At 37.1% G+C, this 13,672-nt stretch carries 13 protein-coding genes; all 13 read right to left on the reverse strand.

Going from position 1 to position 13,672, the window contains the following annotated elements; all coding sequences use genetic code 11:
- Nucleotides 1–90: 90 nt before the first annotated feature.
- Nucleotides 91–1,272: a hypothetical protein gene (locus PA598K_RS19470; RefSeq protein WP_128658563.1), complete on the reverse strand. Its 1,182-nt coding sequence runs from the start codon at nt 1,270–1,272 to the stop codon at nt 91–93.
- On the reverse strand, nt 1,269–2,138 hold the full coding sequence (locus tag PA598K_RS19475) for a protein kinase domain-containing protein (protein ID WP_128658564.1): 870 nt from the start codon (nt 2,136–2,138) through the stop codon (nt 1,269–1,271). Before PA598K_RS19475 ends, PA598K_RS19470 begins: the two co-directional genes overlap by 4 nt.
- Nucleotides 2,116–3,486: a hypothetical protein gene (locus tag PA598K_RS19480; protein ID WP_128658565.1), complete on the reverse strand. Its 1,371-nt coding sequence runs from the start codon at nt 3,484–3,486 to the stop codon at nt 2,116–2,118. The genes PA598K_RS19475 and PA598K_RS19480 overlap by 23 nt, the downstream gene beginning before the upstream one ends.
- Nucleotides 3,479–4,324: an HAD hydrolase family protein gene (locus tag PA598K_RS19485; protein ID WP_128658566.1), complete on the reverse strand. Its 846-nt coding sequence runs from the start codon at nt 4,322–4,324 to the stop codon at nt 3,479–3,481. Before PA598K_RS19485 ends, PA598K_RS19480 begins: the two co-directional genes overlap by 8 nt.
- Nucleotides 4,321–5,130: an HAD-IIB family hydrolase gene (locus tag PA598K_RS19490; RefSeq protein WP_128658567.1), complete on the reverse strand. Its 810-nt coding sequence runs from the start codon at nt 5,128–5,130 to the stop codon at nt 4,321–4,323. The genes PA598K_RS19485 and PA598K_RS19490 overlap by 4 nt, the downstream gene beginning before the upstream one ends.
- On the reverse strand, nt 5,127–6,359 hold the full coding sequence (locus PA598K_RS19495) for an aminotransferase class III-fold pyridoxal phosphate-dependent enzyme (RefSeq protein ID WP_128658568.1): 1,233 nt from the start codon (nt 6,357–6,359) through the stop codon (nt 5,127–5,129). The genes PA598K_RS19490 and PA598K_RS19495 overlap by 4 nt, the downstream gene beginning before the upstream one ends.
- Nucleotides 6,360–6,373: 14 nt before the next feature.
- Nucleotides 6,374–6,781 carry a VOC family protein gene (locus PA598K_RS19500; protein WP_185602105.1) on the reverse strand — a complete coding sequence of 136 codons (408 nt, stop codon included), beginning with the start codon at nt 6,779–6,781 and terminating at the stop codon, nt 6,374–6,376.
- 13 nt (nt 6,782–6,794) lie between these two features.
- Nucleotides 6,795–7,673, reverse strand: coding sequence for a radical SAM protein (locus PA598K_RS19505; RefSeq protein WP_128658570.1), 879 nt, complete (start codon nt 7,671–7,673; stop codon nt 6,795–6,797).
- Nucleotides 7,674–7,696: 23 nt separating this feature from the next.
- Nucleotides 7,697–8,851, reverse strand: coding sequence for a nucleotidyltransferase family protein (locus PA598K_RS19510; RefSeq protein WP_128658571.1), 1,155 nt, complete (start codon nt 8,849–8,851; stop codon nt 7,697–7,699).
- Nucleotides 8,852–9,163: 312 nt separating this feature from the next.
- Entirely contained in the window at nt 9,164–9,784 is a 621-nt protein-coding gene (locus PA598K_RS19515) for an MSMEG_1061 family FMN-dependent PPOX-type flavoprotein (RefSeq protein WP_128658572.1), read from the reverse strand.
- On the reverse strand, nt 9,784–10,983 hold the full coding sequence (locus tag PA598K_RS19520; RefSeq protein ID WP_128658573.1) for an acyl-CoA dehydrogenase family protein: 1,200 nt from the start codon (nt 10,981–10,983) through the stop codon (nt 9,784–9,786). The genes PA598K_RS19515 and PA598K_RS19520 overlap by 1 nt, the downstream gene beginning before the upstream one ends.
- Nucleotides 10,984–11,114: 131 nt before the next feature.
- Nucleotides 11,115–12,737 (reverse strand): hypothetical protein, encoded by a 1,623-nt coding sequence (locus tag PA598K_RS19525; protein WP_128658574.1) that lies wholly within the window; start codon nt 12,735–12,737, stop codon nt 11,115–11,117.
- A 408-nt stretch (nt 12,738–13,145) separates the two neighbouring features.
- Nucleotides 13,146–13,604: an NUDIX domain-containing protein gene (locus tag PA598K_RS19530; protein WP_128658575.1), complete on the reverse strand. Its 459-nt coding sequence runs from the start codon at nt 13,602–13,604 to the stop codon at nt 13,146–13,148.
- Nucleotides 13,605–13,672 lie beyond the last annotated feature (68 nt).

Below are 13,672 nucleotides of genomic sequence, written 5' to 3' on the forward strand. Positions count from 1 at the left end.
TTAATATAATATAATACTACAAAAGAAAAAAAGTGGACGACATCCTTAAAAGGGGCGGTTATCAATAAGCTTATATGCAAACTACATAAATCAGATCGATAATCTATCGTTTAATAAAGGAACTATATCTTCAAAATTACAATATTTAATTTCAAGACAGATACAAGTGCGACTAATAGTCTGCGCAAGTTCAAGTACTCTATTTTGCACATCAGTCTTGCTTTGATTAACAATGTCAAACCTATCTGGATAGCTATCTTCTTTAAATGTAAAACATTCCCTTAGAAATACTGTCTTTATATACTGATAATCAACGTCACGAATAATGGGTTCCTTATACTCCTGTGAAATGATTGGAAAAATTAATACTCCTAATTTAGCAATTGGTACGACCTTTGAATCTAATGAACAAGCAATCTCACTTGGTAATAACTCTATATATTCTTTAATTGACCACATCTCCACCTCCTCTAGAGACTTGACAGCATTTATATGTGATTGAATCTTCTTCGTCTCTTTTTTCAGAGGAATCAATGTACCTTTCTTCAATAGTGACTGGATTTTTTCATATTGAAAAGCTGTTCCTAGTCTGATAGCTGCTGCAAATGGGACACCTTTTATTTTTGTCAATCTATTGTTTTCTACTGCCAACATAATTCGATCATTTGAAATATAATTATAGTCAGAATAGTAAATAAACCCTAAAACAGTGGTAGTTTTTCCAGAACCCTTTTCGCCACATATCATTACACCCAATCCATTTTTCTCCACAGCCCCTGCATGGATCATTAATTCATTGTTTTTCTCCAGTTTCCTAACCATGATCTCCCTTATTACTCTACTAGGCTCTTGGAGCAATTGAGCATCTGAGGGATGCATAATTAAAACAAACCAGCTCCTTTCACTATTAAATATAATATAAGACTCCCTTTCACTTGTTTTTTGAATTTTCAATTCATTGGAAATCTTATATTCTTTAATATTCTCTCCCCTGTAGCTTCCTACAAATTTAACGTCAGATCCAAGTACAGCTTCTCTAATTAAATCTATTAAGGAAGAGTCCATTGTGAAAAACAAAGAACTTTCCACTCTTTCAGTTTCGTCTTCACAAATCATATAGTATGGGCTTAAATATTCCCTAAGCCAGGATATCTGTTCTGCCAAATTTGTAGAAAATGCAACCGAGTACAAGTCAGTTCCAACTAGAACTTTGTACTCGAAATCCGATTGAATCATTTTTTTTATTCGATTTCTAAGAAGATCAACTTTCATAAATTTATATCCTCCAACATTTCTACGAATTTATTGGTATCAATAGATCGTCTCTTTGCGTCAGCTAAAAGAAAGTCAACAATTCTATTACTAAACAAATCAATAATCCAACTATCAATTGACTTTTGATTTTTTACATTTCTTTGTCTATTAATTAGAATGCTAGAGGAATCAGTAAGTTCTCCGAAAGGCCACCTTCCACTAATAAGATGGATAGCTAGAACACTTAATGAATACATATCATTTTTTAAACCCGGTGTGTCGTAAAATGCTTCAGCTTGTTCAGGCGCTGCATAGCCCGGCCTCCCATGGCGTCTATAAACCTCGGTTAATCTAACATTTTTTAGAGGAAACCTTACTAGAGAACTCTCAATGTCCGGAATATGTAAGTTACTCTTTGAATTAACAAAAGCCGCAAGTCCCCAATCTATTAAGAAGGGTTGCCCTTCATCATTCAGCACAACATTTGAAGGTGTTATGTCTCGATGAACGATTCCATTTTTAAAAGATATGACTATAATATCTAAGACCTTTCGAATTATCGAACAGGCTTCTTTGATTTGCTCACGCTTAAGGGGATATGAATGAGCATCAATCCAATCTTGAAGGGTTCTTGAACCAACATATTCATACAATGCCCATTTCTTTGGTAAATCACCTGACTCATAAACCTTAGGCACTTGGGTTTTAAAAGAAAGCAATTTACAGATAGATACTTCTTGGTCCCATCGTTGCGCAAACCTCTCGAGTCCAGCTAATCTATTAGTTATACGTTTCAAAACTACTCGGCCATATTGTGGATGCTCCCCGACCACTACTTCACTCATATTGCCTTGTGTACAATCAATTAAGTTTGATAATTTCATCTAAATGACCTCCATGATATAGAGGATGCCCGACTTCTAGGAAGCAATCCTTCTTATCAACTTCTAACTGGGATAATATTAGCCCTAGAGGACGGAACTTAAAACCTTTTTTTAAGTTAACGTAATCCATAATTTCATGTCTAGTGTTATCGTTTTCAATGAAATGTTGTGTCTGTGTGTGCAAGTGGTGATAATAAATTCGAGATGTATGTCTGAGCTTCGTTCTTATCAATGCATCTTCAATCTCTATGAGACTGTTTAAATCCATTCGTAGAACTTCGATATCGTTTGGAAGATGAGGTTTTTCAGTATGTTTAATTTGATTAGTTATCCAGAAATCTGATCTACTACTTCCAATCGATCTATGTAACATTCTAAAGTAATCCATTGGATAACATATCTTGAAGAAATCAAGCCTTTCACGTCCACTTCTGGAGTATAACCCCATAAGAACAAGGACATCAGATGGACTAATGGACTCTAGAAACTTAAAGTATCCAAAGTTATCATAGTTGCGTATCTCTTTCCACATAATCATTATCTTTTTATAAGTTGAAATGAGCTTTTTTACTTTAAAATCTGGCAAGGTCTCCTTTCTAGTCTCTTTTAAATTACGGGGATTCATTATTTCTATGTCCTCCATGAGCCTCCCCTTACTTCTTCTCCAATAATCAGGACGAACACCTAAAAAAGAGTCAAGTTTATACCATTTTTCAAGAGGAGCGGAGTCAACATAGAAACATACATTTGTTTGTAAGATCCTTTTAATTATTGATATGGCATATCCTATTCTGCCAAAACTAATGCTATCATCAATGAATACAATTTTCACTTGTTTGATTTGATTATATTTATTTTTATTAGTATTTATTTTAGGCATGGTCCAACTAAAATGACTAAGAAAATGCCCATACATTTCATAGCGCATTTCATCTGTATAAATACTTACATTGTTCATTACAAGTTTATCAATAGACGATTTCACGTCGTACATTATTTTTTGAGATTTCCATTCTATTTTATGGATGATATCCATGTAATACCCAATATTAAAATCATGATTGCAATGACATTTCAAAAAACTTGCTAATTCATATACAAAATTTGCTATTTGGTTTGAATCTGTTTTTGAATTAAACCCAAAATCACGAGAAACATTTAGTGAAGGCCCAATAGTAAAATCTATATTTAAACATTTAGCAAGTAAGGCTCCAGCATATGTTAAACGCCTCCCCCCCTCTGCAACAGGACAAAACAAAGTAAATTCTGTAGATTGCTTTGCAAGTCTTACAATTGGTAGAGCAGCAGAAAATAAATAAGAAGGGTGAAATTCGTATTTATTATTCATAGTCTGTCGTTAAGAGAAACTCTCTTAATATCTCCTCTGATTTTTGTGGTCCACCTTCCGGGAAATGGAGAAACTCACCATACTTTTTTATATTTTTTGCACCTTGATCTCCTAAATCAGAACCAACTGAAATATATAATGCTTTTGAATTAAAAGTGCACATAGCCGTATCCATTCCTTCATTAGAAAAATCATCGCCCATAATAACGCTATGTTCTAGTTTTAAGTTCTCATGATTAAGTAGGTAATTGATTCCCGTCGCTTTAGTTACATTACGGGATATTATATGTGCCGATGAAGCTTTATTAGTGTTAAAGTGCATCGAGAGAGTGTTTTGAGAATCTTCTTCTATTAAATTTTTTAGTTTTTTATAAAAATCTAGTCTGTGGTTGTATTCTAATAATTTACTCACACCCAAACTTATGGACTCACCTCGGAACCTTTTCAGCAAATAGCCGCTTTTAAAGTATTCTGTCATTTCCAATTTTGAATTAATTGTTTTCATTATTTTATAGCAGTTTGATTGATATTTTAATTCAACAAAAGCTTCCATGTTAATAAAAACAATTTTATATCCCACGGAACCACCACAACAAAAAACATATAAACTAGAATGGAATTCGCTCTGGCTTTTATTAATTGCTTCTTTTAGAGGTAATATTACATTTCCATAAACCTCTTTAAAGCACTGCATTGTAATAATGGCGAAGGTTTTATTTTTTTTAAGCCAGCATAATATACATTTACTTATTCCTTTAGTAATCGGCTTACAGCTTTCAGAAAGTGTATCATCCAAGTCAGTTATTAAGTGGTTGATTTTTTTTCCCTTAATTTTCATAAAGAACCTCTTAGATAAACCAAGAACTCAAAGAGTCCCCCTTCATCAGGTGGTGATAAAATAATATTCGCTTGGCTTTTGACTTCTTGCTGAGATGACTTGAAAGAAAAGCTTATTTTAGATTCTTTAAACATCGGGATATCGGGATAGCCATCCCCAATTGAAATTAAATCATAAGCATTTCTGTGTATTTTATTAAGTAATGTCTTTATTGCTGATCCTTTATCAACATTTTGTGAGCATAGCTCAAGAATTTTAGGTTTGTTCTCCACTATTGAAAACCCATAAGAAAGGCAAATATCACTTATAAAAAACCGTTCATCTCCCCATTCCCAAAAACTCACCTTGACTGCATCGTCAATCTTTTCAACATCTTCAAAGAGTAAATATTCATTCGGTTTGTAATACTCTAAGTGGTCGTTAGGCCATTCTGTTTTTTTTCCAATATGAAGAATCCCCCGAGAAATGGAATGAACTCGTATTGACGATGTTATTTTACCGTGGAGTTTATTTAAAATTCCCACGAGTTGTATGGGTTCGATCCTCGATGCAATTATGATTTGGCGATTATCTAGCATTATCGCAGCTCCATTATAAGTAATTATTCCAAGCGGCTGAGAATCTATTACTTTGTTAATCCAATTCAGAGCTTGAAAAGGTCTAGCTGTAACAAACAAGAATTCAATCTCTTTTTTCTTAAGCTCAGAGAATATCTCTTGTGCCCCCCTATAAAAAGACTCTCTCTGATCAACTATTGTTCCATCAATATCAAGAGCAACAATGGTTTCAAAAAACCCCCTTTTCATATGTATTGTCCAGCGAATTTACTAGCTATTTTTAGCAAGATGTCTTCCAATTGATTGAGATGCGCCTCGGTATGACAATAATTCAACAAAAACAAGCCATTACTTAGTACTCTTTCTTTTGCCATTTCCTGAGCAAATTTTTTTGATAGATTCTGATTTATATATATAGGTGAAAGACGCAGGGCTAAAGGTTGGCCTACCATTTCAAATTGATTCATATTAGCCTGGTTTAATTTTTGATTAACTCTATTTTTAAACTTTAATCCTCGTTGCCGAATCACATTCAGAATATCTTTTTCTTCATCCAGCAGAAGACGAAGTGTTTCCAAAGCTGCAACAATTGCTATTCTATCTGTTGCATAGGTAGAGCTCATAAGTAGTTTTTTTGAACACTCCAGGTAGAAATTCTTCCCGATAAGAGCCGAAATTGGATATCCATTTGCTATGGATTTAGACAAAATCACCAAATCAGGTTCCACACCGAAAAATCCGAATCCTCCCTTTATGTCTAAACGGATTCCACAAAAAACTTCATCAAAAATTAATGCCGCCTCTAACTGAGTGGAGATTTTTCTGCATTCTTTAATAAATGCATGGTCTGGGCTGTAATCCCAATCGAGAGGTACAGTAATAATCGCGGCCAAATCTGGCATATCGCTTGCTGCTTTTTTTAAAGCCACTACGTCACCGTATTCGACTTCAATAATATAGGATGAGAGAATTGAGGGGACTCCCATGGAAGGAATTGCGCCTTTTTTAAATGAAACATTTCCTGTAGACCATTGATCATGCCAACCATGATACCCACAACTAATTATCCCTGTTTTGCATGTTGCCGCTCTTGCTAATTTAATAGCCGCGGAGCATCCATCTGCTCCCGTCTTAAAAAATCTTACTTGGTCTAAGTTGGGATATAGCTTATCAAGGAGTAACTCTGCCAGTTCTACTTCTTCAGCACACGTTAAGCTATGAAGCGGGCCATCAAAGAAAACATTTCTTAATCTCGTTGATAATTTTTCTAAATATCCATATCCCAAAAGTGTCGTACCTAATGCCCCTCGCATATCTAAATAATCCACACCGTCTGTTGCTTTCAGAATGCACCCTTTAGCAGCCATCATATGTGTCGGTACGCCATCTATAAATGTTCTCCCACGCGTTGATGTACCTGACGGTATTACCTTTGAAGCGCGAGTACGGATATTCAAATGATTATCTGTTAGATACATATATCAGGTACCTCCTATAGCACCTCTAATAATTCATGAACAACATTATTGGCATCCGTAAAGAATACTATTTTCACCTTGTTTCTGACGATCTGAGGGGGACTGAGGAATTCAATACCTTTCAAAACCAATTCCTGATATGCTGAACTTAGATCATCGACTTTGTAACAAATATGTGGATACGGAGCGTGGGTTAACTCCGCGCTAATTTTATGAAAATCCACATGCTCGATTAACTCGATTCTTAAGTTTGTTCCTTTAAGCATAGCCAAATGAACAAGCAGGTTTGGATTTCTCCAAGCAATTTTCAGCTCATCGTCACTCCGGTTATACGTGACAAATTCAAGCGAATAATTAAAATGAGCTATATAATACTTGATGGCTTCATCAATATTTTGAACAATGTAACATACATGATTCATTTTATAATCGATTCTAACCATTAGATCGAGCCCAAATTCCTTGGTAAAATGTTGAATTTTCCAAGTCTTTTCGATGCCACCAATTCTCGACTACTTTCATTGGTTCAGTAAAAATAGAACCTAAGTCCTCCAAAACAAATTGATTATTTTCAAATTTAGTCGTTGTACAATTACCGTTGGGATGAATAATCATAATATCTCCTGATTTTGAGGTCGCTAAAGAACCATCAACATCAAGCTCAGGGGAATATTTGTGCTTCAAATCATTAACAGCTGAAGTAAAGGAACTATTACTAACGCCAAGCTCTTTCTCGTATTCTTTACCTGATCGTAAAGCAACCATCTGCTTAAGCCTCCACCATGTCGGACGATTTTCAGGCTCAAAAAGTAATTTCCCAAGGGGCATTAGTTTGTTTATGTTAATTTTAGTAACTACAGTTACTACCCGTACATTAATGTGCGGTGCAATTTCTTTTGAATATTTAAGTGCTTGGAACGCTTTCTCAAAATGCCCTTCTCTTCTTCCCATCTTCATATTCAGGTCAGGGTCTCCTCCATCTATAGATAACGTTAACCAACGAAGGTATGGAGCCAATTTTTTCAATTTCTCTGCGGTAAGCAAGGAACCACTTGTAAATAAATTGACTTTAAAACCAGAGTGATAGGCATGCTCTACGATTTCATAAACTTGAGGATGCATTAGTGCCTCTCCACCAGTCAAGCTAATACGAGTTGCGCCTAAAGAAGCAAAAAAATCAATAATATTTTTCGCTTGATCCAATGAAAGTCTTCCAGTATCTTTGGATGCATAACAAAATTTGCACTTCATATCACATTGAGATAATAGATACATGGTGACAACATCATCATAAATCTTAGTTTTTAATTCCACATTAATTCCTCCAAACTGAATTTTTATTTCTCCGAAGCGATGACTTCAAAGAATCTCTTTGATTCCACAAGTTTACTAGGGTCAATATTTTTTATCTCTTCATAACGTGACATATCAAAAATTCGTTGTACAAAGGGCTTTTTCCAAATATATTGTTCTGCTTCCTCTAGTCCATACTGATCCGTAATGCTACTTTCGCTTGGTTTAATCTGTTCTAGGAACTGAATTGGAACAAAACCCCCAAATAATTGTTCTGAATTATACAAACAGAAGTATAGGATTTCATTAATTTTACTTCCTTTAATCTCAAGGCTTAGCAGATCCCAATCAATAGTTTCTTCGTTCATTTTCACAAATTCATAAATATCAACAAAATCTCTAACCTTATGATCTTTAAAATGCTGTATATTCTGTAGCATCGTATTATCTTGAAAAACATGAGAACATAGCTGAATTAGATTATATTCGGGATTTAAAATGTAGCATTTGGATTTCGCACCAAACATCTCGAATGGTTTAGCCGTTTTAAAGAGTCTCTCTATAGGGAATGAAACTCTCATATTTTTAGCTCTACTAAAAATATCAAACTGAATATCAATCTCCACAAAATCAACCAAGGTATGGTTTGTTTTTTTCACAAAAGGTACTAGCTCATGAGTCCACATTTTATGAAATGCTTTTATTTTCCTGGAGGCAGGGTTTATGATTCCATTTTTAGGTTTTGATTTTGATTGAACAAACCCGAAGGAAATTAGGATTTTTGTAATTTGATTGCTATCTTTTTCTTCAATAAGCAAATCAAAATCACTACTATGTCGCAAACCATAATCTTTGTATACAGTATGGTTTAATATGCCACCTTTTAACGGTATTACTTTAATTCCTTCTTCATAAATTGCATTTAATATAGGAGTTACCACTGCGTATACTTCCTGGTTTCTTAATTTGTTTGCATGGAAATACATCTTAAAAACCCTATTCCAACCGTTTTTTAATTTTATGTCGCTATCTATAGTGTTTTTATAGATGACAGCTGTGTTATTGTGATGAATGGAGTAAATAAATATCTGTTCCCAATGTATATCTTCATCGACTGTACATTCCTGTATCAACTTACGCTCTTGATCTGATAATGTCAGTTTAGATAACAAGAGAAATATCTTTTGCTCTTTATTCATTTTCTGTTTCTCCTCTCCTTCGGTTTAATCTACACAGCATTCCCCGGATATGCCAGTTCCCGGTATACCTCCGCATCGCGCAGAAGCTCGCGCTAATTCCCCCGCTCGACCACGCGCCCTGCTTGCATTACATAGATGCAGTCGGCCTCCTCACCGTTGATACCCGATGGGCAAAGTTGATCGTCGTCCCGCCGTTTCGCAGTTGATCGAGTTTGTGCTGGACGGGCCGCTCCGTTTCCATATATCCAGCGTCGAGGTCACCTCGTCAACGATCCATCGATAAATCTGCCACTTTTCGTTCATTGCGCCTTCTTAATAAAGACGTTTGGTATAACTTTCGTTGAGCAGGGAGACCATATCTTCTTTCGAGGAATTTGTATGCTTTGCAAGAATTGCTGCCGAGTCAAGAGAATTTGATGGTCTGTTCCAAGTGTCTGGACTCCACAAACTGGATCTTAAAAATGCTTTTCCGCAATGCAGATAGCACTCCTCTACCTCGACATAAATCCCTACTAATGGAGGCTTACCCTTTACCGCCATTTTTTCTAGCAAGCTCGGATCTTTTGTTATTGTTGCTATACCATTAACTCTTAATGTCTCTATGACGCCCGGGACAATAAAGATTAATCCAACGTGTGGATTTTCGATAATATTGCTCAACGTATCTAGTCTTCGATTTCCTGGTCTTTCAGGAATCATCAGGTGGCGACTACTTTCAACACTCACAAACCCGGGTTGGTCGCCTCGCGGCGACACGTCGCAACTACCGCTTTGACTGGCTGACCCAATGACCAGGAATGGAGATTGTTGAATGAATGCCACACTACTCTCATCCAGTTGCGTTTTCACTTTACGAATGGATAAGCTCGTCGGTTCGCCCAGAAAAACTCTCAGCTCTCGTTCAGAACCAATCGTCGTTTCATCCGCCCTCATCAAGCCCACCGATTCTTAGGTGCAATAAGCCCTAATGTGCGTTTGGCAAGCATTTCTTTTCCTAACATCTCATCCGGTTGGTGGAACGTAGCAGCTCGAATATCCTTGTACAGACGCTCAAGGAGTCCTCCTTCCGCCATAGAGGTCATCCCTTCTACTTGCATCGCTTCCCACACAATCTCGTTCACTGTTCTGCATACAAAGATTTTGGTCATCAGGCTTTTTTGAACCAGTTCTTCATTATGCAGTCCTGCATTTATTTGATCGCTTGCTTGTTGAGCATATAAAAGCAACTGGCTTCGCGCAGCTTCAAATTTAATTCTCATATCCGCTAATGCAAATTGAGGGCCTGGCATAAAAGCAATCAACTTGTTTGACAATCGATCACGCTTTTGTTTCATAATGCCAACTACGTGATCAAGAGCTGCCTTGGCTACCCCTAGGTAAACCGACGTAATCGCAAGTCTTGACCAAAAAATCAGGTGTGGCGTGTCCTCCACCCCAAACCCCTCTCTGCCAATCAGCCAACGATCGGTAATGTAAACGTTATCGAATATTACATCATGACTTTGTGTAGATTTCATAGCTGTCATATTCCATGAACTTTCTATACTTACCCCTGTATCACTTACACTGGCCATTAACGCTGTAATACCAAATCTGCTTTTTTCAACTCCTGCTTGATTTCCGTAAATCGGCAAATACTTAAAACGCTCAATCCCTGAAACGCACCGTTTTTTTCCGTTTACGATGTAGCCTCCTCTACACTTGGATATTTTTAATCCCGTACTACTACTAAAATCCTGGCCGGCTTGAATAATTGAAACATTCGGTAAATTAAATGAAGAAAAAAACTGATGATTCACGGACACCTCATGAAATAGTTCTTCTTGCTGTTGTGCATTCAAAACACTTGTTAGACCAGCGATTGTATAATAGTGCATAGCCAAGCATAATGCTGTGGATGGGCAGCCTTGCGCCAGTTGAATCAACACTTCACTTACCTTTTCGAAATTATATTCATATCCCCCGTATGCTGCAGGTAAAGTTAACTTATGCAGATCCAGTTCAATAACTTTATCAAAATTTTGATGGGGAAATGCGTGCCCCTCGTTAATGGCGGCGCTTTCCCGAATGGCATTTGAGAGCTCGCTTAATCGCTCTGCGATACTTTCTTTCTTTTCGGTAACGATATTCAACGAAACCTTACCCCCTGTCTTATGAAACTTTCCTCTTATCCATCATAATACTTTCTCTGTTTTTACGATATAAATTATGTTAAATTGGGTAAAATATTTAAATCCATGCTCATTTTGATTTCTAGGTCGATTCATTTCTCGTTGCCTAAAGCGCCTAATAAAACAGGCATCAAGTCTCTCTCTCCATTTTTAATTTCTTCTATTCTTTTGAGAATCTTGTCTATATTTTTCGTTTTTTTGCTCGTTCGATTAATCAATTGCGCATTTCTGCACATAATAGACAGCTTCTCTAATTCTTTAAATCCTTCATTTAGCAGTTGAAATGCGCTATCGTTTATAGCACCTTCGCAATGCAAGTGTGTTAAACGTATCTGCATAAGCTTCTTATGCTCATAGACGACATGAAGAGGACGAATATCTCTCTGATGCAAGGGATAGTTCTCGATTAGGCAATCATAAGCAGCTAATCCGTATGAAATATTAGGCTCGTAATTGCGACTGATCGAAGCATGGGCTAGAATATCTGTTGAGTTAAGATGGTCCGCAAGCTGTCGTTTTATCATCTTCGTATTTAACCCGTAATTGTAATAAGGATGAATCTTGAGCAACAAGATGTTATTATCGTGACTTCTCATAAGAGCGCTTCTTAATTGAGCAAAGGTCAATTTGCTTGTGCGAAACAAGTTTCCACTTGCATAACCAACCAAATCAAAAACTTTTTTTTCACGATCATAGCCATAGATTAAATTTGTATGAGGGCGTTCATATTTCTGGTAAGCCCTCCGATCCGGAACATAGAATTCATTTAGATCAACATCCACATAATTTCCATCCTCCAAAAAACTGATGATTAAATCAATGATATCGTTACCATTATTCTCCAGCCTTTCTATTAGAGGGAGCCAAATCATTTGCGTTCTTAGATAGGGACAAAAGGTAAAGAAGTTTCGATCGACATGCATACCCACATTAAAGTCAAAAGGCATTTGATGCATGCTGAAGTCTTTGTAGCCATACAATTGGATATAGTTAGAGCTGTACCAGTTAAGAAAAGCGTTATTTTCAGGAGAACACAAAGCCAAGCCGATATAGGTCTCAGAGCTGAAACAGAAAGGCACTGCCTTTACAAGACTCCTTTTCTCTTTCTGTTCCCCGCAATACAGCCTGATCTCGCCTTCGGAACGTTCAATCCTCAATGAAAGCGGAGCATTTAGATGACTCGCATTTTCATAATGAGTTCCCTGTCCCTGAGATTCTCTATACTGAATGACAACCCCGTTGACCGAAGGCGTAGCAAAAATATAAACATAACGGGCATCAGGCTCCAAGCTTTCTCTTATCATTAGACCGCTTTTTGCCCAAACAGATGTGTTCTTCATGCGGATGATATCTACTTCTAGTCCTTTATGGTCAGATGCTTTTGTGCAAATGAATGTAAAGCAATCTTTATCCCCGCTAATGTCCCCTGGGCGACAAGAAGCCGTATCTATCCCCTGCATGGAGCTGCTTTTAAATGTCCGGCTATCTTGTTCGCTATTTGAATCTGCTATTGCCGTTTGCGTCCATTCAACATCCCGATTACCCGCTAGAACATTTAAGTTTGAGAACCAGACATTGGGTTCCTCGGCGTCTATATCATGCAACAGAATAGAAGAGATGTAAGCGTGATAGGAATAAGAATTAATAGCGTTCTCCAAATTTAGCGGCAAGCTCTTTTTCATTTGAAGTTCCCCTTGTCCAATGATAGTCATCACAACGCCTTACTCTTGAACCACAATATACCATTAATGGTTAGTGACGTGAACCGTTCAAATTATAGTTTTTGAACGATTGCTGATCGACAAAAACCTCCATGTCTGCGATGTCAACCCTCGGATGTACGGTTCCTTTATCGAGCATCTGGGGCGGGCGGTGTATTCGTGGAACGTCCTCGTCTGTGGGTAGGGCGAGGTTAAGATTGCTGCGCGAGGATGGGTGGACGTCCCAGGCAATGGCTGGTCGTGGGCATTGGCGCCTCCCGTCCGAATATAGAAAAGCAGCAAGCCCGGATCTTAGCATCCGGGCTTGCTGCTTTTTATCCCACTAAGTAATAAGACCGATTAGACCTCGAGACATCTGCCGATCTTAAGAAAAGACATGCAATAACTTGCTTCATTAATTTTTTATTCAATCCAAGCCAGCTTTCTATCAAGATAATATTTAGGGGTAAAATTATTTATATATTCAAGAAGAGGACTGGCCACTTGTTTATTAGCTATGAATTGATTTATCTTTTCGAAATCAACCCAACAAATATCTATAATTTCGTTATCCGGATCATTCGATATGTTAAACTTGAGACTACTTGCATGAACTCTGAACGCAGTTACAAGTGAATGGGCATTAAATTGCGGTATGTAGCTTTCATGTATATAAGCTAGCTCCAAATCAACAGCATCCATACCCGTTTCCTCCAATACCTCTCTAATCACAGCTTCTTCTAGCGACTCCTCTCCTTCAACTTGACCCCCAGGCAGTCCCCACACAGCCTTCTCATTATCTCCACTTTTAACTAGCAGGACGGAATGGTTATTGATTATTATTGCAGAGACAATTCGATACAATTTATAGTTGTTACTCATCTTTCACATTCCTCACTTCCACAATTTTTCTGAAGTTCTCCTTGTTCAATGACAGTCGGCACAACCCC

The sequence above is a fragment of the Paenibacillus sp. 598K genome, from assembly GCF_003851045.1.
Classification (GTDB): Bacteria; Bacillota; Bacilli; order Paenibacillales; family Paenibacillaceae; genus Paenibacillus_D.